22 protein-coding genes are annotated in these 25,140 nt (G+C 61.2%); 20 read left to right on the forward strand and 2 right to left on the reverse strand.

All coding sequences use genetic code 11. From position 1 onward, the window contains the following. Window positions 1-30: 30 nt before the first annotated feature. The 17 genes from VJ698_RS17745 (at window position 31) to VJ698_RS17825 (ending at window position 15,821) form a co-directional block, all read left to right on the forward strand. Window positions 31-429 (forward strand): HI0074 family nucleotidyltransferase substrate-binding subunit, encoded by a 399-nt coding sequence (locus VJ698_RS17745; protein WP_324104124.1) that lies wholly within the window; start codon window positions 31-33, stop codon window positions 427-429. Next, the gene (locus tag VJ698_RS17750; protein WP_324104125.1) at window positions 411-725 is read left to right on the forward strand and encodes a nucleotidyltransferase domain-containing protein; all 315 of its coding nucleotides are present in this window, start codon (window positions 411-413) and stop codon (window positions 723-725) included. Before VJ698_RS17745 ends, VJ698_RS17750 begins: the two co-directional genes overlap by 19 nt. A 459-nt stretch (window positions 726-1,184) precedes the next feature. Continuing rightward, entirely contained in the window at window positions 1,185-2,033 is an 849-nt protein-coding gene (locus VJ698_RS17755) for an AraC family transcriptional regulator (protein ID WP_324104126.1), read from the forward strand. Between the two features lie 55 nt (window positions 2,034-2,088). Beyond that, complete coding sequence (locus tag VJ698_RS17760; RefSeq protein WP_324104127.1) at window positions 2,089-3,072, forward strand: DMT family transporter; 984 nt, start codon at window positions 2,089-2,091, stop codon at window positions 3,070-3,072. 42 nt (window positions 3,073-3,114) lie between these two features. Next, entirely contained in the window at window positions 3,115-3,636 is a 522-nt protein-coding gene (locus VJ698_RS17765; protein WP_324104128.1) for a hypothetical protein, read from the forward strand. 1 nt (window position 3,637) lies between these two features. Beyond that, window positions 3,638-4,900 (forward strand): MFS transporter, encoded by a 1,263-nt coding sequence (locus VJ698_RS17770; protein WP_324104129.1) that lies wholly within the window; start codon window positions 3,638-3,640, stop codon window positions 4,898-4,900. Between the two features lie 27 nt (window positions 4,901-4,927). Then, window positions 4,928-5,311 carry a DUF1840 domain-containing protein gene (locus VJ698_RS17775; RefSeq protein ID WP_324104130.1) on the forward strand — a complete coding sequence of 128 codons (384 nt, stop codon included), beginning with the start codon at window positions 4,928-4,930 and terminating at the stop codon, window positions 5,309-5,311. Between the two features lie 151 nt (window positions 5,312-5,462). Beyond that, window positions 5,463-6,095: a LysE family translocator gene (locus tag VJ698_RS17780; protein WP_324104546.1), complete on the forward strand. Its 633-nt coding sequence runs from the start codon at window positions 5,463-5,465 to the stop codon at window positions 6,093-6,095. Between the two features lie 57 nt (window positions 6,096-6,152). Beyond that, window positions 6,153-7,469 (forward strand): 16S rRNA (cytosine(967)-C(5))-methyltransferase RsmB, encoded by a 1,317-nt coding sequence (rsmB, locus tag VJ698_RS17785; RefSeq protein WP_324104131.1) that lies wholly within the window; start codon window positions 6,153-6,155, stop codon window positions 7,467-7,469. Window positions 7,470-7,734: 265 nt separating this feature from the next. Next, window positions 7,735-8,244 carry a DUF4390 domain-containing protein gene (locus tag VJ698_RS17790; RefSeq protein ID WP_324104547.1) on the forward strand — a complete coding sequence of 170 codons (510 nt, stop codon included), beginning with the start codon at window positions 7,735-7,737 and terminating at the stop codon, window positions 8,242-8,244. A gap of 2 nt (window positions 8,245-8,246) precedes the next feature. Further along, the gene (locus tag VJ698_RS17795) at window positions 8,247-10,535 is read left to right on the forward strand and encodes a sensor histidine kinase (protein WP_324104132.1); all 2,289 of its coding nucleotides are present in this window, start codon (window positions 8,247-8,249) and stop codon (window positions 10,533-10,535) included. A 145-nt stretch (window positions 10,536-10,680) separates the two neighbouring features. After that, window positions 10,681-11,412, forward strand: a complete 732-nt coding sequence (locus tag VJ698_RS17800; RefSeq protein ID WP_324104133.1) for a response regulator — start codon at window positions 10,681-10,683, stop codon at window positions 11,410-11,412. Then, on the forward strand, window positions 11,409-11,768 hold the full coding sequence (locus VJ698_RS17805) for a GTPase (protein ID WP_324104134.1): 360 nt from the start codon (window positions 11,409-11,411) through the stop codon (window positions 11,766-11,768). The genes VJ698_RS17800 and VJ698_RS17805 overlap by 4 nt, the downstream gene beginning before the upstream one ends. Window positions 11,769-11,905: 137 nt before the next feature. After that, on the forward strand, window positions 11,906-12,163 hold the full coding sequence (locus VJ698_RS17810) for a BTH_I0359 family protein (protein WP_324104135.1): 258 nt from the start codon (window positions 11,906-11,908) through the stop codon (window positions 12,161-12,163). A 226-nt stretch (window positions 12,164-12,389) separates the two neighbouring features. Then, the gene (locus VJ698_RS17815) at window positions 12,390-13,292 is read left to right on the forward strand and encodes a LysR family transcriptional regulator (RefSeq protein ID WP_324104136.1); all 903 of its coding nucleotides are present in this window, start codon (window positions 12,390-12,392) and stop codon (window positions 13,290-13,292) included. 18 nt (window positions 13,293-13,310) lie between these two features. Next, window positions 13,311-14,009 (forward strand): tRNA (guanine(46)-N(7))-methyltransferase TrmB, encoded by a 699-nt coding sequence (gene trmB, locus VJ698_RS17820; RefSeq protein ID WP_324104137.1) that lies wholly within the window; start codon window positions 13,311-13,313, stop codon window positions 14,007-14,009. A gap of 372 nt (window positions 14,010-14,381) precedes the next feature. Further along, window positions 14,382-15,821: a sigma-54 dependent transcriptional regulator gene (locus tag VJ698_RS17825; protein WP_324104138.1), complete on the forward strand. Its 1,440-nt coding sequence runs from the start codon at window positions 14,382-14,384 to the stop codon at window positions 15,819-15,821. Between the two features lie 58 nt (window positions 15,822-15,879). On the opposite strand, the gene VJ698_RS17830 is transcribed toward VJ698_RS17825, so the two are convergent. Next, window positions 15,880-16,869 carry a LysR family transcriptional regulator gene (locus tag VJ698_RS17830; RefSeq protein WP_324104139.1) on the reverse strand — a complete coding sequence of 330 codons (990 nt, stop codon included), beginning with the start codon at window positions 16,867-16,869 and terminating at the stop codon, window positions 15,880-15,882. A gap of 972 nt (window positions 16,870-17,841) precedes the next feature. Between VJ698_RS17830 and VJ698_RS17835 the strand changes: the two genes are divergently transcribed. The 3 genes from VJ698_RS17835 (at window position 17,842) to VJ698_RS17845 (ending at window position 21,207) form a co-directional block, all read left to right on the forward strand. Then, window positions 17,842-18,759 (forward strand): LysR family transcriptional regulator, encoded by a 918-nt coding sequence (locus tag VJ698_RS17835; protein ID WP_324104140.1) that lies wholly within the window; start codon window positions 17,842-17,844, stop codon window positions 18,757-18,759. A gap of 69 nt (window positions 18,760-18,828) precedes the next feature. Further along, the gene (locus VJ698_RS17840; RefSeq protein ID WP_324104141.1) at window positions 18,829-19,599 is read left to right on the forward strand and encodes a class II glutamine amidotransferase; all 771 of its coding nucleotides are present in this window, start codon (window positions 18,829-18,831) and stop codon (window positions 19,597-19,599) included. A gap of 324 nt (window positions 19,600-19,923) precedes the next feature. Then, entirely contained in the window at window positions 19,924-21,207 is a 1,284-nt protein-coding gene (locus VJ698_RS17845) for an EAL and HDOD domain-containing protein (protein ID WP_324104142.1), read from the forward strand. A 100-nt stretch (window positions 21,208-21,307) separates the two neighbouring features. Here the strand turns inward: VJ698_RS17845 and metH are convergent, their stop codons facing one another. Then, complete coding sequence (gene metH, locus VJ698_RS17850; protein WP_324104143.1) at window positions 21,308-25,051, reverse strand: methionine synthase; 3,744 nt, start codon at window positions 25,049-25,051, stop codon at window positions 21,308-21,310. Window positions 25,052-25,140 lie beyond the last annotated feature (89 nt).

The raw sequence follows: 25,140 nt of genomic DNA on the forward strand, positions 1-25,140 counted from the left end.
TAAATGCACAAGCGTAGGGGATAAATCAACATGGATAAACAGCGCCTGATTGAACGCAAGAATGATTTGTTGAAGGCGGTCACGCGCCTGGAAGAAGCCTGTGCACAGCCCTTCTCGTCCTTTATTCGCGACGCAGTCATCCAACGATTCGAATTCTGTTGGGAACTTGCATGGAAGGCGCTCAGACTGCGCCTTCAGGAACTCGGCATCGAAGCACTAAATCCTCGCGACGTGTTTCGCGAAGCGCTTGCATCAGGCCTCATCCATGACGGGAATGGCTGGAGTGAAGCACAAAAGAAGCGCAACCTTACCAGCCACACCTACGATGAAAAGCTTGGTGATGAGGTCTACTCCTACATTGTTCGGGATGGATTAAGGCTGTTTCAGCAACTGGCAACAGAGGCCGCATCATGGCAAACGAACAGTTGAAGTTTGGCCTCTCGCCAGCCGTAGTAGCAGACTTGCGAGGAGTATTCGCCAGATATCCGGAAATTGAACGGGTTGCGATATTCGGCTCGCGCGCCAAGAACTCCTGGAAAGACGGATCCGATATCGATCTCGCCGTGTTCTCGGAAACCATGCCGGATAACAGGTTCACCAAGCTCTGGAACGAAATCGATGCCTTACCGCTCGTGTTCAAGGTCGACAGCCTCCATTGGAATCGCCTTTCCAATCCGGACATCAAGGAAAAAATCGTCCGCGAAGGGCAGACGTTTTATCCTTGACCTCGCGCCCCATCATCAATAATGTCCGCCCCGCTAGCCACACTTGCTGCAGGAACATTACGCAACTAGTCTCGGTGACGTTGCCACTGCGACCCTATGCCTTCAGGACAGCAAGCGACAGATTGACGTCGGCCGGTTCGCCGTAGGTATCGTCCTCGCTCGGGGCAATGTCGTTCTGCTCGCACAGTCGCAGCGGGAACCTGCTTGTGCGCATCAGGCGTGATGCTGTCGAGCGGATTATGCAAGCACAGTACGACGACGAGGCTTTGATGTCAGGATAGATCCGCAAGTCAAGCTACAGCTCTTCGATCGCGATGCTGGTGCTAGTGCTGACACTGGTCGAGGTCTCGAGCGTCCACAGCACGCTCGTGGATCCGAGGAAGATTGCCATCCCCCGATGAAGGGGAGCGGAATTGAGCCGTTCCCACGCCGCGCCGATAAAGATTTATGATGGCAGCCATGTTCCATCACCCCTCCGAATTCGTCACCTTCAAAGCCACGCCGCACCTGCCCGGCGTGGAGCTGTATTCGGCGCGCCTCGTGGACCACGCATTCGCGCCGCATCTGCATGACGGCTATTCGCTGGGCGCCATCGAAGCCGGCGTGGAGCGTTTCCGTTACCAGGGCACGGAGCATCTGGCGCCTGCCGGCACGCTGGTGTTGCTTAATCCCGATGAGCTGCATACCGGCCAGGCCGAAGTCGATGGCGGGTGGACCTACCAGATGCTGTACATCGAACCGGAAACGCTGCGCGCGATGACCGGCAGCGAAGCCTTCTTTCCTGACGCGACGACGCATGATCCGCAACTGGCTGCTGCCTTTCGCAAGACGTTCCGGCGCATGTGGAACGCGCCGGACGATCTCGCGTTTGTCTCGGACTTCACGCAGCTCGTCGACGCCATCGTGGCCCGCTACGGCAGGAATGCAAAGGCGTTGCACGCGCCGACAGCGCGCGAAGCACGCCGCACGGCAGCCATGCGGCGCGTACTGGATTGCATCGAGGCGCAACTGGACGAGACGCTGAGCGTGGAGATGCTGGCGGCCGAGGCCGGCCTGTCGGTGTTCCATTTTGTGCGGACCTTTTCCGCGATGTTCCATGCCACGCCGCACCAGTACGTGCAGGCATGCCGCGCGGCGCGGGCGAAATCGCTGCTCGCGCAACGCGCCAGCCCCTCGGATGCGGCCGTGGCGGCAGGCCTGACCGACCAGAGCCACCTGAACCGCTGGTTCAAGCGCGCCTATGGCGTGACGCCGGCGCAGTACCAACAGCAAATCCGTACAAGACCGACGTCAGGGAAGCGCGGATAATCGCATCCACCATGCAGAGGTGCATGGACTTTTGTTCGTTTCCGGTATTGGCATCATGTTCATCGGTTTATCCTGTGCGCTCGGCGCCGGCCTGCTGTGGGGGCTGGTGTTCGTGGCGCCGCTCATGCTCGGCGACTACCCCGGGCTGGTATTGTCATTCGGTCGCTATATCGGCTTCGGCCTGATTGCGCTGGTCCCCGCGTATTTCGATCGCCGCCGCATCGCACTCCTGTCGAAAGCAGACTGGATCGCTGCACTCAAGCTCGCGCTGGTCGGCAATATCCTGTATTACGCCGCGCTCGCCACCGGCATTCAGTTGGCCGACGCACCGCTGCCGACGATGATGATCGGCACGCTGCCGGTCGTCATTTCGATCTGCTCCAACTGGGCGCCGGGGCATCCTTCGGAGGCGGTCGCCTGGCGACGCCTCGTGCCCTCGCTCCTGATCATCTTTACCGGCCTGATGCTGGTGAATGCGAGCGAACTGGGGCATCTCGATGGCAGGCGATCCACATCGGAATACGCGCTCGGCTGCTTCATCACGCTGGGTGCGCTGGCGGCCTGGACCTGGTACCCGATCATGAACGCGCGGCACATGAAACGCAATCCGCACATTGCATCTTCCACCTGGGCCACTGTGCAAGGCCTGGCGACGCTGCCGCTGGCGCTGATCGGCTTCATTGCTTACGGTGTGTATGCAAGCCTGCGGCCCGGTGTGTATGACTATCCCCTGGGGCCGCGGCCGTGGCCGTTCATCGCGCTGATGCTCACGATCGGACTGTGCTGCTCCTGGCTGGGCACCATGCTATGGAACAAGGCCAGCCAGCGGCTGCCGACGTCGCTCGCCGGCCAGCTCATCGTGTTCGAAACCTTGTCCGCGCTGCTGTATGCTTTCCTCTGGCGCGGCGCAGCGCCCTCACTGCTGGTCATCGCGGGCGTCGTGCTGCTCTGCATCGGCGTCACACTCGGCCTGCGCGCGTTCCACAAGGCGCCAGCCCATTCGGAAACGTTGTCGCGGGCCGCACCGAACGCAGAGTAATGCCGCCGGACGAAAGCGGGCGCAGCTGTTACCATTTCGTCCATGACTATATTCCCATCCACCCTGATCCGCGCGGCGGCATGTATCACCTGCATGCTGCCGCTTGCCGCCTGCAGCCCGAAACTCGACTGGCGCGAGACGCGCGGCAGCAATGCGCCGTTTGTCGTCCTCCTGCCGGCGAAACCCGCTTCCTATACACGCCCCGTGAATCTTGACGGACTGCAGGTATCGATGACCATGACGGCTGCGGAAGTCGACAAGGTGATGTACGCGGTGGGCAGCGCGGAGCTGCCCGATGAATCGCAGGCCCCCAAAGCGCTGGCTGCAATGAAGACGGCGCTGGTGCACAACATCAGTGGCACCGTCAGGCAGGAAAAGGTTTCGCCAGCCGGCAGCGTGCCGATGACGGTTGACGTCGAGGCCACCGGCACCGAATCGCGCATACTGATCGCGCGCTTCCTCGCGAAGGACAAGCGCATCTACCAGGTCGTCATGCTCGGCAAGGAAGGCAAGGTGTCGCGTGAAGCCGCCGACACCTTTTTCAATTCCTTCAAGCTGAACTGAGATGACTGCGATACCGACGATACGCGTCACACTCGCGATACGTGTCTTTCTCAGTTTCGCCTCCGGCTATTTCCTCTCCTACGCATTCCGCTCGGTCAATGCGGTAATCGCGCCGGTACTGCTCGACGAGATCGGCCTGACGAATGCCGATCTCGGCCTGCTGTCGTCTGCCTATTTCATCAGCTTCGCCTGCATGCAGTTGCCGCTCGGGATCTGGCTCGACAAATACGGCTCGCGGCGCACCGAATCCGCACTGCTCCTGTTCGCCGCGGTCGGCGCGGCGCTCTTTGCCAGCAGCGATTCGCTTCCCGGGCTCTGGCTCGGCCGAGCCCTGATTGGCGTCGGCGTGTCGGCCTGCCTGATGGCACCAATCAAGGCTTACCGGCAATGGTTCGCGCCCGAGCGCCAGAGCCAGCTCGCCAGCTGGATGCTGGTCGCCGGCACCTCGGGTGCGCTCGCGGCCACCGTGCCCGTCAACGCGGCGCTGCCGCTGATTGGCTGGCGCGGCGTGTTCTGGATCATGAGCGCGATGATCCTCGCATCCGCGGCGGCCATCTTTTTCCTGCTGAAAAAAATGGAAGCGGCGCATCCGCAGCCGGCGTCCCACGCGGCCTCTTCCAGCGGCGGCTATAAGCAGGTATTCGGCAACCCGTTCTTCCGCCGCATGTCGCTGCTCGGCACCGTCAACCACGGCAGCTTCGTTGCACTGCAAACCTTGTGGGCCGGCCCCTGGATGATCACCGTGCTCGGCCTGGACAAGGCGCAGACCGCGCGCGTCTTGTTCATGTTCAATCTTTCCCTGCTGCTTGCTTACCTCGTGATGTCATGGTGGGCGCCGCGCCACGTACTGTCTCAACACGGCAGCAACACTGCACGCGGCGTCCCGGTAATGCGCGTCATTGCCGTCGGCCTCACCGGCGCGATCCTCGCGCAGGCCGGCATGCTTGCCACATCCGCTTCCTGGTCCTGGATCTTCTGGATCATGATGGCGATATGCATCACTGTCGCCACGCTGGTGCAGACCGAAGTGAGCCTTTCTTTCCCCATCGCATTGACCGGCCGCGCCAATACTGCATACAACCTGCTGCTTTTCGTCGGTGCCTTCGTCGTGCAATGGGGCGTGGGATTGCTGATCGACCTGTTCAAGGCGCACGGCGCGTCGGCCGCCAACGCCATGCGCATGGCTTTTGCGCTCTGCCTCGCCTGCCAGGTAATCTCACTTGCGATCTTTTTGATGAACCGCACGAGGCCAGTCGCGGTCTGATTTGGCGTGTAGCAAATTCCTTAACTCATGCTATGGTTTATTCATGGGATTGGAAGATTGGAGGACAAGTTGGTTACGTTCAAATCAAAATCTGCGGCTGAGGTCATGATGTACGAGGAGCATGCCAGGCGTATCCTCGACCTGCTGCACAAGGATGTGAAAATGGGCATCCTGACGCCCGCCGAATTGCCGCAGGCAATTGCCCGCGTCGAAGCGGAGATTGCGGAAAGCAGGTTGCATCCGGTATCGGAAGAAGTGCATCGCGATGTGCTGGCGCATCACGGTGAGGACTGGGACGACAATGAGCATGAGCCGGTCGAATATGTCAGCTTTGCAACGCGCGCCTATCCCCTGCTGGAGATGATGCGCGCCTCGAAGAAAGAAGGGCACGAGGTGATGTGGGGCGTCTGATGCCGGCCGCATGCGGCAACGCGGCACGTCACTGGCGCAAACCGCGCGTCGAACAGCCGTACGGGTTCTGCCGAAAAAACCCGACACTGCGGCTACAATCACGTTTCCGCCCCCTCTCCCGCACCGTTTTGCGGTGCCAATGCACATGGAAATCTTCGGCATTTCGAATTTCGGCCTGTTTTTTGCCGCGGTCCTGTTGCTGAACGCAACACCCGGACCGGACACGGCTTATATCGTCGGCAGGAGTGTGGCACAGGGCCGTGCCGCCGGCCTAATGTCGGCCATGGGAATCTCCGCCGGCTGCTGCGTTCACGCCGTCGCATCGGCCGTCGGCCTGAGCGCGATCCTGGCTGCGTCAGCGACCGCCTTCATGCTCATCAAGCTTGCCGGTGGCGCCTACCTGGTCTACCTCGGCATCCGCATGGCGCTCGCCAGGCCGGGAAACGCGCAGGAGCGCTCTGCGGCACGTGATGTCCGTTCACGCCGGACGATCTTCTGGCAGGCGATGGTGACCAACGTACTGAATCCCAAGGTCATCCTCTTCTTCCTTGCCTTCATCCCGCAATTCGTGCGAGCCGATGCAGGCCAGAAGACCACAGCCTTCCTGCTGCTCGGCGTCATGTTCGCCCTGATCAGCATGTGCTGGAACAGCGGCACGGCCATGCTCGCCGGCACGCTGGCACGCCGTGCCGGCCGCAGCCCGCGCGTCAGACTGTGGCTGGAACGCACGGTGGGCGGCGCCTTCATCGCGCTCGGTGCGCGGCTTGCCCTCAGCCGGAATTAATCCCTTAATTTAATCCCTCAATTTCAAGGACTGCGCGGCCAGGCTGCGCAGGCTCATGTGTCGAAAACACACCTAAAAGCCGACTCCCTTGCATTCACCCTGCTCGGCGCAGCGCGCGCCGTGGCGCAGGTCAAGACCGGCACCGCCCTGCCGCAGGCATTGGCTGCGACCTTTGCGCAAACCGGCGCACCGCCGCAGGCTCGCGGTGCGATGCAGGACATCGCCTACCGCACCATGCGCCGGCTCGGCCGCGCCGAAGCGCTGCTCGCCCTGCTGGCAAACAAGCCTCCCTCTCCAGCCGAACTGCATGCGCTGCTGTGCTGCGCGCTGGCGCTGGTTTCCGATGACAGCACGGCACGCGGGGATGCACCTTATGAAGACTTCACCGTGGTCGACCAGGCAGTCACCGCCTGCGCGGCAGACCTTTCCATGGCTCACGCCAAAGGCATGGTCAACGCGGTCTTGCGCCGCTTCCTGCGCGAGCGCGAGGCGCTGCTGCAGCAGGCGCTGAAGCGGGAAGAGGCGCGCTGGAACTATCCCCGTTGGTGGACCGACACGCTGAAGAAATCGTATCCCGGCGATTGGGAAGCGATCCTGCGGGCGGGAAATGCCAATCCGCCGCTCACCTTGCGCATCAATGTCCGCAAGACGTCGATGGACGACTACCTGCGTATCCTGACGGACAAGGGCATCGCCGCCAGCACGATCGGTCCGTACGCGGTCCGCCTGGAGCGGCCGATTCCGGTCACGCAGATCCCTGGATTCGAACAGGGCCTGGTGTCGGTGCAGGACGCCGCCGCCCAGCTCGCTGCGCCCCTGCTCGACCTGCGGGACGGCATGCGCGTGCTGGACGCCTGCGCCGCGCCCGGCGGCAAGACCGGGCATATCCTCGAAAGCGCGGAAGTCGATCTGCTGGCGCTCGACAGCGATCCGAAGCGCCTCGCGCGGATTGAGGAAAACCTGCAACGCCTGCAGCTGAAAGCGTCCCTGAAGACCGGCGATGCTGCGGGCAGCGGCTGGTGGGACGGACAGCCGTTCGATCGCATCCTGGCCGACGTACCGTGCACCGCCTCCGGCATCGTGCGGCGCCATCCGGACATACGCTGGTTGCGGCGCAAGGAGGATGCAGCGCGGCTTGCAACAGTTTCAGCAACAATTCTTGACAATCTTTGGCAGATGCTGCGACCCGATGGTAAATTGCTATTTGTTACCTGTTCGCTATGGCCGCAGGAGTCGGAGATGCAGGCCGCCGCTTTCGCAGCGCGTCATCAGGCGATCCGCCTGTCCGCGCCGGGTCAGCTGCTGCCGACCGTCGCCGCCGGGCAAGACCATGACGGCTTGTTCTATGCGCTATTCCAAAAAGCGCCCGTCTGATAGTATCGTTCGAGGCAACGGCATGCTGAAAAGGCGTATGAAAACAAACATTTGCTCGAGTTTCTTTATTTCCAACGCAAAGAACCGGCACTGGAGCGCGGCGGCAGGAGACCGCCGGTTTCAGGTCAAGAATTCCTGATCGGACATAGTGACAGCCTTCGCCATCGATCCACGCCGCCTGCGAGTGAGTGACCGAATCCCGCACCTTTTTTCCAGCTGGCTTGCCGGCCTGTTGCTGGCCGCGCTGCTGATCCTTTCTACGTCGATGCCCGTCACGGCGCGGGCCGAAGGCGTCGACATCACGTCGGCTGCCGTGGAGAACACGGATGAGGGCTACAAGCTGGCCGTCAGTTTCGCGTTCGACCTCACGCGCGGCCTGGAAGATGCCATTACACGCGGCATCCCGCTGTATTTCACCACCGAGGTCCAGCTCACGCGGCCGCGCTGGTACTGGTTCGACGAAAAGGCGGTCAGCGCCTCGCAAACCATCCGCATCTCCTATAACGTATTGACGCATCAATATCATGCCGCGATCAGCGGCGGCCTGCAGCAAAGCTTCGGTTCGCTCGACGATGCCATGTCACTGGTGCGCCGTCCGCCGCGCTGGGTCATCGCGGACAAGGGCGCGCTCAAGGTCGGCGCGACCTATAACGTGGCGGTCCGCATGGGACTGGACGTGACGCGCCTGCCCAAGCCCTTCCAGGTGCATGCCCTGAACAGCTCCGACTGGCGCTTCACGTCCGACTGGAAACACTTCATTTACAAGGCCGAATAGACGTGCAGCGTTTCTTGCGTTACTTCCTGGTTGTCGGCGGCGCAGTCGTCAGCATCCTGCTGTTCCTGCTCGCCTCGGCTTCCGAAAACTCGGCCTTCTTCGACCGACACTATCCCGAACTTTTGGTCCTCAACGGCCTGATTGCCATCTCCCTGCTGGGCCTGGTGATCCTGCTGCTGACCCGCCTGTACCGCGGCTACAAGCGGCGCGAGTTCGGCTCGCGGCTGATGGCGCGGCTGGTGCTCCTGTTCGCCCTTGTCGGCATCCTGCCCGGCACCGTGATCTACACGGTGTCGGTGCAGTTCGTGTCGCGCTCGATCGAATCCTGGTTCGACGTGCACGTCGAATCCGCGCTGGAAGCGGGCCTGACCCTCGGCCGCACCGCGCTCGATGCCTCGCTGGCCGACCTCGCCGCGAAGGCGCGCAACGTGGCCCTGGAGTTGTCGGAACTGTCAGACTCGGCGCAGGTCACGCTGCTGTCGCGGCTGCGCGAACAAAGCCAGATGCAGGAAGCAACTATCGTGACGGCCAATGGTCAAATCGTCGCCACCGTGGGCGGTCGCATCGGCGCCCTGATGCCCGACCTGCCCAGCCCCGCAATGCTGCGGCAGGCACGCATGACGCGTGGCTATTCCGCGATTGAAGGAGGTTTCGATTTTCACGACAGCGCCAGCAAGGACAACACCGCCACGGACGGGCAAGCCAAGGCTGCCGACCTGCGGCTGCGCGTCGTCGTTGCCATCCCGGCATCCAACAATGGCCTGTCGTTGCAGAGCGAATCGCGTTTCCTGCAATTGCTGCAGCCCGTTCCCGAGCACCTGGCGACCAATGCGGAAGCGCTACGTGCTGCCTACAGCGAATACCAGGAGCGCTCGCTGGCACGCACCGGCCTGCGCAAGATCTATATCGTGACGCTGACGCTTACCCTGCTGCTGGCCATCTTCGGCGCCATCGCCGCCGCCTTCCTGATCGCCGGCGACCTGGCGCAGCCCCTGCTGCTGCTTGCCGAAGGCACCAAGGCTGTGGCGGAGGGCAACCTCTCGCCACGCCCTATCGTGGCCACCTCCGACGAACTGGGCACGCTGACCCAGTCGTTCAACACCATGACGCGCCAGCTGTCGGAAGCGCGCGCCTCGGTAGAGCGCAACCGCGCGGCGCTGGAGAATGCCAAGGCCTACCTGGAGTCGGTGCTCGCCAACATGTCGGCGGGCGTGATGGTGCTCGATGGACAGTTCAGACTGGTCACCTGCAATGAATCGGTCGAGCGCATCCTGCACCATGATTTCGATCCGCACATTGGCAAGCCGCTCAACGCCATTGAGGGGCTGGAGCCGCTGGCGCATTCCATCACCAAGGCGTTTTCCGAGCAGAGCGCGCAGTCGGCTGGCGGCGGCGCCGGTGAGCTGCACTGGCAAAAGCAGATCGAAGTGCCGCGCCGCAGCCCGGAGTCGGAAGGCGAGAGCGACATCACACTGCTGGCGCGCGGCTCCTACCTGCCGGTGGCCGGCGGCGTCGGCCACATCGTGGTGTTCGACGATATTTCGGACGTGATCTCGGCGCAGCGCTCGGTTGCCTGGGGCGAAGTGGCGCGCCGGCTGGCGCATGAAATCAAGAATCCGCTCACGCCTATCCAGCTGTCCGCCGAACGCCTGCAGATGAAACTGGAGCCGAAGCTGGCCGGGCAGGACGCGACGATGCTCACCAAGGGCACGACCACCATCGTCAACCAGGTCGCCGCCATGAAGCGCATGGTGGACGACTTCCGCGACTACGCGAAGACGCCGCCCGCCGTGCTGTCGCCGCTGAACCTGAACGACCTGATCGAAGAGATCCTGCACCTCTATGTCGGCGGCGACGAACGCGCTATCATTCACGCGTCGCTGGCGCCCGACCTGCCACAAGTGATGGGCGATGCGACCCAGCTTCGGCAAGTGGTCCACAACCTCTTGCAGAATGCGCAAGACGCGGTGGCAGATCACCCGCAAAGCACCGACAAGCCGCGCATCGACGTCGTGACCGAAACCATCCACTATCAGGACTCCGACGGCGAAGGCCGTACCGCAGTGCGCCTGTCGATCACCGACAATGGCCCCGGGTTCTCTTCGAAAATTCTCGCACGCGCCTTCGAGCCGTACGTTACCTCGAAGTCGCGCGGTACCGGCTTGGGACTTGCCATGGTGAAAAAGATTATCGACGAGCACGGCGGGCGCATCGATATCAAGAACCGGACAACCGCGGCCGGCGCAAAAGTATCGATTTTGCTGTTAAAGTTAGCGCCGGACCGGACATGATGCATGGAAAGCGAAGCACCGGGACGCATTGCGTTTTCCATCATCAAAACATGGCAGCTTGAAACAAATCGTGACAACTCTCTTGCCGCACCTTCGGCGCGGACGAGACAAAATACGCGACAACGGAAGTAATTAAGGTAAGCATATGGCAAACATTCTGGTAGTCGATGACGAAATGGGTATCCGGGAACTGCTCTCGGAAATCCTCGGCGATGAAGGCCATGCCGTGACGACGGCGGAGAACGCCCAGCAGGCACGCGAGATGCGCGCGCAAGGCACGCCCGACCTGGTCCTGCTCGACATCTGGATGCCGGACACCGACGGCGTCACCCTGCTCAAGGAGTGGCAGCGCGACGGTCTTCTCACCATGCCGGTCATCATGATGTCCGGCCATGCCACCATCGACACCGCTGTGGAAGCGACGCGCATCGGCGCGCTCAATTTCCTCGAAAAGCCGATCGCATTGCAAAAGCTGCTCAAGGCAGTCCAGCAAGGCCTGTCGCGTGGACAAGAGGCAATCCGGCCTGTGTCGATGTACCAGCGTCCGGCGCCCGCATCGGTAACGGCGCCGGAGCATGCGAATACACCCGCTGCGCCATCCTACGCGTCCGCGAATGTGCCCGCGGGCGTGACTGCACCGGCGCCAGCCGCAGCACCGGCAATGCCATCCGACACGCAGCTGTTTGGCCTGTCGTTCGACCTGCCGCTGCGAGAAGCGCGCGACGCCTTCGAACGTGCCTACTTTGAGCACCACCTGATTCGCGAAGGCGGCAGCATGACGCGTGTGGCCGAGAAAACCGGCCTGGAGCGTACCCACCTGTACCGCAAGCTCAAGCAGCTTGGCGTAGAGCCAGGCAAGCTGTCGAAAAAAGCTTGACGCTTGCCACCGTCGTCACCGGCGCGAACGCGGCGAGTCGCGAAGCGGCGATCGCCGTCCTGATCGAGCCCGGCATCAGCACCGCGCTGATCCTTGAAGGTTTGCCGAACGGCAAATCTCCTCTCGACGACATGGCTGACACGCCGGCGCTGCAGATCACACGCATCGCGCCCGGTTGCCTGTGCTGCACCGGCAACCTCACCATGCGCGTCACGCTCAACCGTCTGCTGCGCCGCCGTCCCGATCGCATGTATATCGGACTGGCAACCTCCGAACATTTGGAGCGCATCCGCGACTTTCTGACGCACGCACCCTACGACACTTTGCTCCAGCTCAGCGAAGACTTGCACGCATGATGCAGTATCTCTGAGTAAAGCCTTGTCAATTCCTTGCAATTCCACCGCAACGACTTGAAAAGGTGACAGCTGGCCCCATTTTTGCATCCAAGGGTAGTGAGTTACCCGCAATTATTCGGTGGCACAAGGAGCGCAAAATGAACTTGATCTACAACAGCGAGCAGTACAGCGTGGTGGAGTTCGGGGCCGACGATGGCCGCGAGGCCTTGCGCTTTGGCGGATACGAGATCATGGACAAGCCGGGCAAGCGTGAAATTTTCATTGGCGGTACGCTTGCCAAGTCATTCCGCGAAGAAGTGGAAAACCTGATCGCGACCGAACCAAGCGTCGAAGAAATCGATGATTTCCTGGGCAAGTATGACGCGCTGATGCGCCAGCCCGTAACCCTGCACTAGCGTTTTTTACAAACCTCGCCACAGAATACATGGTCCGCATTCTGTGGTCGTCCGACCTCGACCGAAAGCTTCCCTGCACTGCGCCTCCATGCCGGCTTATGGCATGATGGCAAGCATTTCAATTGACTCCCCGTCCAACACCATGGCATGACCGGATACAAGCGATCCGGTCATGCCGATGACCCGTCGTCATGTGTGCGAGGAAGGGCAATCATCGAGGTCACCGATGGATCAATTCAGCGCCCTCAAGGCGTTCTGCCGCGTCGTGGAAGCCGGCGGCTTTTCCGCTGCAGCGGCACAGCTCAACATCTCCCACACTGTCATGTCTCGACAGGTGCAGCATCTGGAATCCCTGCTCGGCGCGCAACTGCTGAATCGGACCACGCGCAAGCTGGCGCTGACCGAGGTCGGCACCGCCTACTATGAGCGGGCGCGACGCATCCTCGACGACCTGCAGGAAGCCGATCTCGCAGTCACGCAGCATCACGCAGCACCGCGTGGTGTCCTGCGCGTCAATGCACCGATGGCCTTCGGCACGCTGGACATGGCATCCTGGCTGCCGCGCTTCATGGCGCGCTACCCGGATCTCAAAGTGGACCTGGTCTGCAATGACCGTTTTGTCGACTTGATCGAGGAAGGTTTCGATGTCGCCGTGCGCCTCGCGCGCGAGATGCCGGATTCGACGCTGATGGCAAAGAGGCTGGCCACCACTCGCACCCTGCTGGTCGCGGCGCCGGCCTACCTGGAGCGGCATGGGGTGCCACGTACGCCTGATGATCTCGTGCACCACAACTGCCTCACCTACTCGCTGGTGCCCAAGCCGAACGAATGGATGTTTGAAATGCCCGGTGGCGGATACAAGGCTGTGGCGGTGCGCGGTACGCTCCAGGCCAATACGGGCATCGCCCTGCGCGACGCGGCCCTGGCCGGTGTCGGCATCGCCACCACGGCCTCCTTCATCGTGCATGGCGACCTCGCGCGTGGCGACCTGACAGCAGTACTGCCTGGCTATCCGCTCCAGGCGCGCGAGGTGTATGCGGTCTATCCGCATAACCGTCATCTCTCGCCCAAGGTACGTGCCTTCATCGATTTCGCGGCCGAGATGTACCGGACGCCCGCCTGGGCATAGTGCCTGTCAAGGAAAGCGATGTACGCCAATTCCCGCCCTGTCACCAGCGCGCAAACGACCATCCATGAACGCCTCGCATCGGTCGTCGCCAACCACGCCGGCACCCGCTTCCTGAAGCCGGTCATGCCCTACAACCAGGAAGCATTCGAACGCAGCATGACGGCATGGCGGGAGGCGGGCGAACGTCCCCTCATCCTCGACGCTGGCTGCGGCGTCGGCCTGTCGACACGGCATCTCGCTGCACAATTCCCGAACCATTTCGTGATCGGCGTCGATCAGTCCGCGCACCGGCTGACACGCAACACTGCCTGGGAAGGGCCCCTGCCCTCCAATTTCCTGTGTGTGCGCGCCGACCTGGTCGATTACTGGCGCCTCATGTTAAAAGCCGGTGTGCATCCGCAACGGCATTACCTCCTTTATCCCAATCCCTGGCCGAAGATCGGCCAGCTCGGGCGGCGCTGGCATGGGCATCCCGTGTTTCCCACGATCGTCGCGCTGGGCGGCATCTTGGAATGCCGCAGCAACTGGCGCATCTACGTGGAAGAATTTGCTGCTGCCCTCGTGCAATTGACTGGTTTGCGCGTGCAGTGCGAGGAATATGTGCCGGATTCCCCCGTGACGCCATTCGAAAAGAAATACATGATTTCTGGACATGCCCTATGGCGTTGCAGGACAAACCCGGACACAGCAACCGGACAAACACGGCTTTTGCCTTAAGGGAATTCATTTTTCAAATTTACAGTTTACGACATCGAGCATCCATGCCGCTTTCCGCTCGATTTTGGCTGGAAAGGCTCATTCCCTCGTGATTTCACCCTAGAAATCACGGTTTGACGAAGCACAAACGCGAGTCCGGTTGTCGTCGCCTCCCCTATTTATGGCATTGTTCGACCATTTAAAAGCCTGTAATCTCGACTTGTAACCAAGTCTTGACCGGACTCCCGTGCACCGCAACGAGCCCTTCCGATGATGAGATCAGGCAGCCAATGCGCGCCGCGAAACATCCTGCAAACACGTTCGCAAGCAGTCCCGGAAACTCGACACGTATCGACAATAATGGACGCGCATCAACAATAAAGGTAATGCGACATGCTTCGTGTCTCCGACTCCGCCCCGGTTCAACCTGTTCTTGTCCTGCGCCTGAGCAATCGCAGCGGACAATCAGCCTCCTGCACCGAAAACCTCAAGGAACATGGACTCAGCCTGATTGAGTGCTTCACACTTGAAGCAGCCCAGGACGCCGTGCAGAACGGCTGCCGCGTGGGCCTGCTGATCGTGACTCAGGAAGCCGAGCTCGCGCAGCTCGACAAATATGAATCCTTCGTGAGCAACAACCGGATCTCCTGGGTGGGACTGGTTGCGCAAGAGTTGATCGCGATGCCGCGCATGCGCGAGTTCATCGGTGAGCACCTGTTCAATTTCATTACCATCCCGGCCGACCTCGACCACATCGTGCTGACATTGCGCCACGCCTGGGGCATGGCATTCATGCGCGACGAGCAGCACAGCGCAGCGACGACCCCGGTAGCAAGCAGCGCCGATTTCGCGATGGTCGGCAAGACGCCGCAAATGCAGCAGCTGTTCAACCAGTTGCAGAAGGTCGCGCGCACCGATGCCTCTGTGCTGATCACCGGCCCATCTGGCACCGGCAAGGAAATCGCCGCGCTCTCGATCCATCGTCAGTCCGCTCGCAGGAACGCGCCTTTCGTCGCCGTCAATTGCGGCGCGATTGCTCCGCAGCTGTTCCAGTCCGAACTGTTCGGGTATGAAAAGGGCGCCTTCACCGGCGCCAGCCAGCGCAAGATCGGCCGCCTCGAAGCCGCGCAGGGCGGTACGCTGTTCCTTGACGAAATCGGCGACATGCCGTTCGACATGCAGGTCAACCTCCTGCGATTCCTGCAGGAGAAAACCATCGAGCGCGTGGGCGGCACGGAGACGCTCGAGATCGACGTGCGCGTCATTGCGGCAACCCACATCGACCTGGCGGAGGCGGTGAAGCAGGGGCGCTTCCGCGAGGATCTGTACTACCGCATCAATGTCGTATGCATCAGCATGCCACCGCTGGCCGACCGCGGGCAGGACATCGAAGACATTGCGAAGCATTATTTCGCCAGGTTCGCCAGCATGCACAACCGCAGCCTGCGCGGCTTCTCCAAGGCGGCGATGAATGCCATGCTGAGCCATTCATGGCCAGGCAATGTGCGCGAGCTGGTCAATCGCGTGCAACGCGCGACCGTCATGGCGGAAGGCCGCTTCATTCAGCCGGAAGACCTTGGCCTCGATCGCGGCAATGAGCAGTCACCGCTGATGTCGCTGGAAGATGCGCGCGCCGCCGCGGAGCGCGTAATGATCCGGCGCGCGCTGTCCCAGTCACGCAACCAGATTTCGCGCGCCGCGTCGCTGCTCGGCGTATCGCGTGTCACCTTGTACCGTCTCATCGAAAAATACAATATCCGCCCCGACATGATGGCGGCGGCCCGGCCGCCCTTCCTTGGCGGAAGCGCGCCGGACATCGAAGCGCCCAAGTGACGCACTGAGCGCCTGCAAAAAGGCAGGCGCGTGCGTCGTCGGCAGATCGGATGTGGTCTCAGCCCGACCGGTCAGCATCATGATGGGCAGCCACCGCCGTGCTTCTCAGCACGTCAGCGAGACGTCCCGCCGCAGGGCTGGCGGCCCATGGCCTCCCATGAATCAGATACAGCATCGACTTGTTCACGCGCTTGTCCCCCAAGGGAAGGCGGACGAGCCTGCCATCGTCGAGCCAGCGCTGGATGCGATGCTGCGGCAACCATGCATAGCCGAGACATTCCGAGACTGCCTCGAGCACACTATCAATGCTGCTCATGAGCCAGCGCTGCAGGCCCGACCCGCCACGTTCGCGCTCCTGCGGATGACCGATGCCGATCTGCGTCTGCTGGCCGAGATCGGCGGAGGTAACATCGCGGCCAAGATGCAACAAGGGATGGTCGGGATGAGCCACCGGAACGTACTCGACCTCGAGCAGCGGCTCGCCAAGGAAACCGAGCGGAACGCGCCCGGTGATGGCCAGGTCCACTGTCGTATCGCGCAGCATATCCTCGGCCTGCAGCGTCGCAACCTCGCTCAGCCTGACCTGCGCGGCACCGCGGCCCGCCTGCGAGAAATAGCCTAACGCGCGCATCAGAAGCGTCGAGGGAAAACTGTGGTCCACCATCAGCCGCACATCGCCGCCCCATCCCTGCCCGAGGTTCCGCGCAAAAGTTTCGAGTTCGATGGCTTCCTTCAGCACATGGCGGGAGCGTTCCAGCAAGGCACGCCCTTCGACGGTGAGCGCGGCCTTGCGACCCTCGGTCTTCAGCAGCGTCGTACCGAGCTGTTCCTGCAGCTTGGCAACGGTATAGCTGATGGTGGACTGGCTGAGATGGAGGGTCTTGGCGGCCTCGGCGAAACCGCCGCAGTCAATGACAGCATGGAATATCCGCCATTGCTTGAGGCTGACGTAAATATTCTGGAGGTCATGCGCGCGCGAGCGATAGATGGCCCGTCCACCATCTCTCCTGATTTTCTGGTCCGGGGCATGCTTTCGTGAATGCGTCATCTTTGTTCCCTTTGCGTACCTTTGTGTACCTTCATGTACCTTCATGTACCTTTGCCAGTTGCTACTTGGCTGTGCAGACAAGCGCCGTCTGTCCCGATCTGTCTCGTTGCCGCGTGCACAGCAATCAGGAAGCCTTCCGCTTGCATGGCATGAGCGCGCAGCCTGTCGCGCTCAGTGGGCGCGGACTTCCTGCAAAATCTACGCCCGTGCCGCAAGCCACTGATTTTTCTACACTTCCATGCTACGGGTGCATTTGCCTGTCCATTGCTGTATCACGCGCGGTGCGTGCTTTGTTCAACAAGGGAAACTGCAGCGTCGTACGCTCGCATCGGAGTCCTGACATGCAAAGTGCGCTGAGCCGGAAAGGCGCCGCCGTCATAGGGAGAGCAGTGTCACCGTCGTTGCGACTGCAAGGGCATGGACTGCACGGGCAGCTTCATCGGGAGCTGCCTTGACGTCGTCAAAATCTGTAAAGGGCAGCGATGCCAAGGGAAAACAGCACGCAGGCGTCGTCACGCAGATCACCCGGATGCCATCCGGGCCGCATGGCGGGGCCGGGGGGAAACGCAGCGCAAAAGAAAAAACCCGCCACGCCTGCTGAGGCAAGCCATGGCGGGAACCGGAGAGGAAAAGGAAGGTATTCGCTACGGGGAAGCATTGCGTCTGCCGGTGCAAACGCGTCAGCGCTTCTGCATGAAGCCGCGCTGCTTCCGTTGCACCTTCCTTCGCAAGTCATGTGCCAGTTCCATAAGCGCCTGATTCATCAGTCCATTTCCGCGTCGCCGAAAAATCCTCCGCGTTTTCCGTCCTCGATTGTCCCAACGGCGTATCAGCCGCGCATGGCATGCACCAATGCGAGCCATGCGTATCGCAGGCTTGGCGATGCAAGGAATCGCCGGATTGCGTCGCGAACAAAAAGAATGAATAATTGCAGGCCACTATTTCGTGCCACGAAACAATGAGGCCTGCCTAATGGATCGATTGCAATCAATGCGGGTGTTTGCCAAGGTAGTCGAACAAGGCAGCTTCGCCGGCGCCGCGAAGGCGCTCGATATTTCCAACGCTGTCGTGACGCGTCATGTCGCAGATCTGGAAGAGCATCTCGGTACACGCCTGCTCAACCGCACGACACGCCGCCTGTCGCTGACCGAAACGGGGCATGCCTACCTAGAGCGGGTCACGCAGATCCTCCAGGAGATCGATGACGCCGAGGCGATCGCCTCATCGCATGCCAGGAAGCCCAGCGGAACCTTGCGCATCTATTCGCTGCTCGGCTTCGGGCAATTGCAGCTCGCGCAGCTGCTGCCGGCCTACGCTGCGCAATATCCCGAGGTGACCCTCGATGTGACCGTCTCGGACCGTACCGTCGACCTCGTCGAGGACAGGTTCGACGTCGGCTTTTTCGTCGACTTCCAGAAATTCGATGCGAGCATGGTCGCGCGCCAGCTCGGCGTCTCGGAGATCGTGTTGTGCGCCTCGCCGCAATATGTAAAGAAGCATGGAGCACCGCGCACGCGCGAGGACATTTCGAAGCATGCCTGCCTGAATTTTTCCTACGAACAGGTGCGACACGGCTGGCCCGCGCGGGGAGAGAACGGCGAAATGATCCAGATACCGATCACCAACAAAGTGATCTCCAACAACGGCGACCTGTTGCGCCAGTGCGCGCTTGCCGGCATGGGCATCGTGCTCCGACCTTCATTCGCGCTGGGCGACGATCTCGCTGCCGGTCGGCTGGTGCGCCTGCTGCCTCAGCATGAACTGGGCAAGCTGTCGGTGGTGATGGTGTATCCGAGCCGGCGTCTGCTCTCGGCGAAGGTGCGAACCTTCGTGGATTTCATCACGAAACAGTACCCGCGCCCCGACACCGATCCATGGCTTCAGAAGTGAAACCGCGCCAGCCCTCCCCATCCGGGAGTGTGCTATGTTGATACCTCAAGCAGCAATTTCCCCAAGCTCATGTGCCAGTTACTCGGAATGAATTGCAATGTCCCGACGGACATCGTGTTCAGCTTTACCGGCTTCGCCACGCGCGGCGGCCGCACCGATGAACATGTCGACGGCTGGGGCATCGCCTTCTTTGAAGGTGCTGGCGTGCGCCACTTCGTCGATTACGAAGCGGCAATCGCCTCACCGGTAGCAGAGCTGATCAAGCGCTGGCCGATCAAGTCGAAGAATGTCATCGCGCATATCCGCAAGGCGACCCAGGGCCGCGTAGCGCTGGAAAACTGCCATCCCTTCGTGCGCGAACTGTGGGGACGCTATTGGGTCTTCGCGCACAATGGCGACCTCAAGGATTTCTCGCCGCAACTCACCGGCGCATTCCGGCGCGTCGGCACGACCGACAGCGAGCTTGCCTTCTGTTACCTGCTCCAGGAATTGCGCAAGCGCTTCGGTGACACGCCCCCGGCCTTGCCGGACCTGACCGCCGCCATGCGCGAGCTGACCGCCGGGATTGCCTCGCACGGAACATTCAACATGATGCTGTCCGACGGCACGGCGCTGTTTGCGCATTGCTCGACACAACTGCACTACATTGTGCGGCAGCATCCTTTCTCCACGGCAGAGCTTTCGGATGAAGACCTGAGCGTGGATTTCTCCAAGGTCACGACACCCAACGACCGCGTCGCGGTCATCGTGACCAGCCCACTGACCAGCAACGAGCGCTGGATCCCGTTTGCTTCCGGCGAACTGAAAGTATTCGTCGACGGCGCCCCTTTAGCGCTCTGAAACCGCTGTGAAACCGCTCTGAACATTACGGCAGCTGCCCTGCCAGATGCATGGGAGCGCTTTGCACTGCACAATCGAAAGTTGCCACACAGAAATAAAATTGCGCTAAAGTGAAGAAAAAGCGCGACGCCTGCCCTACCTTCGCCAAGTGCGCACAGGCCGTATGCGTTGCAGTTCAAGTCGCGGACAATACCGCGCCCGAGAGAGCGCCCCGCCGTGGCCTTGACTGCGACCCATACGACCTGTACGCATTTGGGTTTTCCAGCCGGACGACGCGCAACACAAACAACAAAGTGAGACAAGCAAAGGGAAGACATGTCTGTGATGGCATCCCCATCCATGCCGGACACCGGCTTTTCACGCCCGCTCCGGGTACGGGAATTCTTCCTTGCGCGCCAGCCCATCCTTGATCGAAGCCAGGCACTGGTGGCGTACGAACTGCTGTTTCGCAACGCGGCAGTAGGGCCGGCCAATGTCACCAGCGATTTGTCGGCAACTGCCTCCGTGATCGCGCATGCGTCGCAGCTCGGCATAGAGAAAGTGATCGGCGATTCGCTCGGCTACGTCAATGTGGATGCCGCTGTCCTGCAAAGCGACATCTTCCAGTTCCTGCCACGGGAAAAAGTCGTGCTGGAAATCGTCGAGACCATGAAGGTCACGCCGGAAATCCTCGCACGCATCGAACAACTGGTGAAGGAAGGATTCCGCTTCGCGCTGGACGATGTGATCACCGACAGCGAGGACGTGCAGCAGCTGTTGCCGCTGGCGGAGATCATCAAGTTCGACCTGCGCGACATGCCGCTGTCGGCGCTGCTCAAGCTCACGCCGCGCTTCAGGATGGCGAATAAAAAACTGCTGGCAGAAAAGGTCGAGAACCAGGAGCAATTCAAGACCTGTCTCGAACTCGGTTTCGATTATTTCCAGGGTTACTACTTCGCCAAGCCGGTGATCCTGAGCGGCAAGAAGCTCTCGCCGTCGCAACTGTCCATCATGCAGTTGATGACGCTGATTACCTCGGATGCAGATACGGCAGAGATCGAACGCGCGATCAAGATGGACGTGTCGCTCTGCTTCAACATGCTGCGTCTCGTCAACACACCTGCGGTCGGGGCGCGCCGCCGCATCGATTCCATCGGTCAGGCACTGCTGCTGCTCGGCCGCAGCCAGCTGCAGCGCTGGCTGCAGATCATGTTGTACGCCGAGCCGTGCAAGAAGGGCCAGGCGATGACGCCACTGCTGACGCTGGCGGCGACGCGCGGCAAACTGCTCGAACTGATCGCGCAGCGCTATGCGCCGGACAAGCAAGGAGTGGCCGATACAGCATTCACGGTCGGCATCATGTCGCTGATGGATACCCTGTTCAGCATTCCGATGTCCGAGATCCTGGAGCAGGTTTCAGTGGTCGATGCCGTAAGCGATGCTCTGCTGCACCGCAAGGGAGAATTCGGCGAGATGCTGCAACTGGTCGAACACATGGAGCGCATCGAAGAGGAAGGCGAACAGATCGGTGAACTTGTGACGCGCTTCCGCCTCTCCAGCGACGACATCTGCAAACTGCAGGTCGTCGCCTTCGAATGGAGTGACAACGTCGCGCGCTGCACCCATTAGCGCCTGAAGAAGGCAGGGCGCGCGATACACCGGCACGCTTGCTGCCTCCGCGATGGTGCGCAGGGGCTCGCCCTGCCCCGCTATCTGAGTGTCTGCCGAATCACAGATTGGGCGCCAGCCAGCGCTCGATATCTTCCTTGCTCGCGCCACGGCGTGCCGCCATGTCGTTCACCTGGTCCTCACCGATCTTGCCGACGCTGAAGTACTTCGATTTCGGATGCGCGAAGTAGAACCCGGACACCGATGCGCCCGGGAACATTGCGAACGACTCCGTGACATGCATGCCGATTTCGTCGCACTGCAGCAGCTTGAACACGTCGCCCTTCACCGTATGCTCGGGACAGGCCGGATAGCCAGGCGCAGGCCGGATTCCCTTGTAAGCTTCCTTGATCAGATCTTCATTGCTCAACGATTCATCCGACGCGTAGCCCCAGAAATCCTTGCGCACGCGCTCGTGCAGGTGTTCGGCAAAGGCTTCAGCGAGACGGTCTGCCAGCGATTTGAGCATGATGCTGCTGTAGTCGTCATGTTCGCTCAGGAATCGCTTCTCATGCTTTTCAATGCCGATGCCGGCGGTGACGGCAAACAGGCCGATGTAATCGGCAATGCCGGATGACTTCGGCGCGATGAAATCCGCGAGGCACTGGTTCGGCCGCGCTACGCCGTCGATCACCGGCTTCACCGTCTGCTGGCGCGCGCCGTAGTAGGTGAAGGCGACCTTCGTGCGTGTCTCGTCGGTGTAGATTTCGATATCGTCATCGTTCACCGTATTGGCCGGCAACAGCGCGATCACGCCGTTCGCCGTCAGCCAGCGGCCTTCGATGATCTTCCTGAGCATGTCCTGGCCTTCCTCGAACACCTTGCGTGCCTGCTCGCCGACCACCGCATCCTGCAGGATCGCAGGGAAGGCTCCGGCCAGGTCCCAGGTCTGGAACAGCGGGCCCCAGTCGATGTATTGTGCAATCGTGGCGAGGTCGTAGTTCTTGAACACGCGACGGCCAATAAACTTCGGCTTGACCGGCGCAAACTCCAGCTTCGCCTTGTTCGCGCGCGCTTCGGCCAGCGTGATCAGCGGCACGGTTTTCTTGTTCGCATGCTGTTCGCGGATGCGCTTGTAGTCGCGATCGATGTCTTCAAGGTACTGGTCGCGATGCTCGGGCGTGAGCAGCGATTGCGCAACCGATACCGAGCGCGATGCATCCGGCACATAGACCACCGGTCCTTCGTAGTTCGGCGCGATCTTCACCGCGGTATGCGCGCGGCTGGTGGTGGCACCGCCGATCAGCAGCGGAATCTTGAGCATGCGGAAATGCGGATCGCGCTGCATCTCCTTCGCCACATGCGCCATCTCTTCCAGCGAAGGCGTGATCAGGCCGGACAGGCCGACGATGTCGGCGTTTTCCGCTTTCGCCTTGGCGAGGATGTCGGAGCACGGCACCATCACGCCCATGTTCACCACTTCGAAGTTATTGCATTGCAGGACCACCGACACGATGTTCTTGCCGATGTCGTGCACGTCGCCCTTCACCGTCGCCACCACGATCTTGCCCTTCGGCTTGGAGGCGACGCCGGTCCGCTGCTCTTCCAGGCGCTTTTCTTCCTCGATGAACGGGATCAGGTGTGCAACTGCCTGCTTCATCACGCGCGCTGACTTCACCACTTGCGGCAGGAACATCTTGCCCTGGCCGAACAGGTCGCCGACGATGTTCATGCCATCCATCAGCGGGCCTTCGATCACGTTGATCGGGCGGCCGCCGGCTTCCAGCGTCTTGACACGCATTTCCTCGGTGTCTTCGACGATCCATTGGGTAATGCCGTGCACCAGCGCATGCGCGAGACGCTTCTCCACCGGCTCGCTGCGCCACGCGAGGCTCTGCTCTTCCTTCTTGTCGCCCGCTTTCAATGTCGCGGCGAATTCGATCATGCGCTCGGTCGCATCGGGGCGACGATTGAGCACCACATCCTCGACGTGCTCGCGCAACTCCGGTGCAAGGTCGTCGTACACGCCGACCATGCCGGCATTGACGATGCCCATGGTCAGGCCGGCCTTGATCGCGTGATACAGGAACACCGTGTGGATCGCTTCGCGCGCCGGGTCGTTGCCGCGGAAGGAGAAGCTCACGTTCGACACGCCGCCGCTGATCTTCGCGTAAGGCAGGTTCTCCTTGATCCAGCGCGTCGCATTGATGAAGTCGACGGCGTAGTTGTTGTGCTCTTCGATGCCGGTGGCAATCGCAAAAATGTTCGGATCGAAGATGATGTCTTCCGGCGGGAAGCCGACCTGCTCCGTCAGCAGCTTGTAGGCGCGCGCGCATATTTCAGTTTTGCGCTGGAAGGTATCGGCCTGGCCTTCCTTATCGAAAGCCATCACGATGACGGCAGCGCCGTAGCGGCGGCACAGCCTGGCCTGGCGCAGGAATTCTTCCTCGCCTTCCTTCATCGAGATCGAGTTGACGACGGCCTTGCCCTGCACACACTTCAGGCCAGCTTCAAGCACCGCCCATTTCGACGAGTCGATCATGATCGGCACACGTGCGATATCCGGCTCGGAAGCGATCAGGTTGAGGAAGCGCGTCATGGCAGCGACGGCATCCAGCATCGCCTCGTCCATGTTGACGTCGATGATCTGTGCGCCGTTCTCGACCTGCTGCCGCGCGACCGACAGCGCCTCGTCGTACTGCTCGTTGAGAATCAGGCGCGCGAAGGCCTTCGAGCCGGTGACGTTGGTACGCTCACCCACGTTCACGAAGAGCGATGTGTCGTCGATGATGAAAGGCTCGAGGCCGGCCAGCTTCATGCGGTGGTCCGGCTCCGGCAGCTTGCGCGGCGCCACGTCACGCAGCGACTCGGCGATCGCCTTGATATGGGACGGCGTTGTGCCGCAGCAGCCGCCGGCGATGTTGACGAAGCCGCTCTGCGCAAATTCCTTCAGCAGCGAAGACGTGACATCCGGCGTCTCGTCGAAACCGGTCTCGGCCATCGGATTGGGCAGGCCGGCGTTCGGATAGATGCACACGAAGGTATCTGCGATCTTCGACAGTTCCTCCGCATACGGGCGCATGACGGCGGCGCCGAGCGCGCAGTTCAGGCCGATGGTCAGCGGCTTCGCGTGACGCACCGAGTGCCAGAAAGCCGGCACGGTCTGGCCGGACAGAATGCGGCCCGATGCATCGGTGACGGTACCCGAAATCATGATGGGCAGGCGCTTGCCGGACTCTTCGAAGTAGGTGTCGATGGCAAATAGCGCCGCCTTGCAATTCAGCGTATCGAAAACGGTTTCGACCAACAGCACATCGACGCCGCCTTCGACCAGGCCGCGCGTCTGCTCGAGGTAGGAAGCAGCAAGCTGGTCGAAGCTGATGTTGCGCGCGCCGGGATCGTTCACGTCGGGAGAAATCGACGCGGTCTTCGGCGTCGGGCCGAGCGCGCCGGCGACGAAGCGCGGCTTGTCCGGGGTGGAGTACTTGTCGGCCGCAGCGCGCGCGAGTTTGGCAGCTGCCACATTCATCTCGTATGCGAGATGCCCCATGTGATAGTCCTCCTGCGCCACGCTGTTCGCGCCGAAGGTATTGGTCTCGATCAGGTCCGCGCCGGCGGCGAGGTATTTCTCATGGATCTCGCCGATGATCTGCGGCTGCGTCAGCACCAGCAGGTCGTTATTGCCCTTGACGAACAACTCCTTGCCCGGCACAGAGAAATCCGCGAAACGCGCGCCGCGATAATCCTCTTCCGTCAGCTTGTACTGCTGGATCATGGTTCCCATCGCGCCGTCGAGGATGAGGATGCGTTGAGCCAGGAGGTCGCGCAGCAGCGCTTCGGTGGAGGAAATCGGTTCGCGTTTCATTTTTTCTCTCTCAAAAACAAAAAACCCGGTCTGAAAGCGAGACCGGGTCATTCCTTGTCCGCTTTAGCTGTATTTATTCATGGCCATCT

Source organism: Noviherbaspirillum sp. (assembly GCF_035254685.1).
Lineage (GTDB): Bacteria > Pseudomonadota > Gammaproteobacteria > Burkholderiales > Burkholderiaceae_D > Noviherbaspirillum.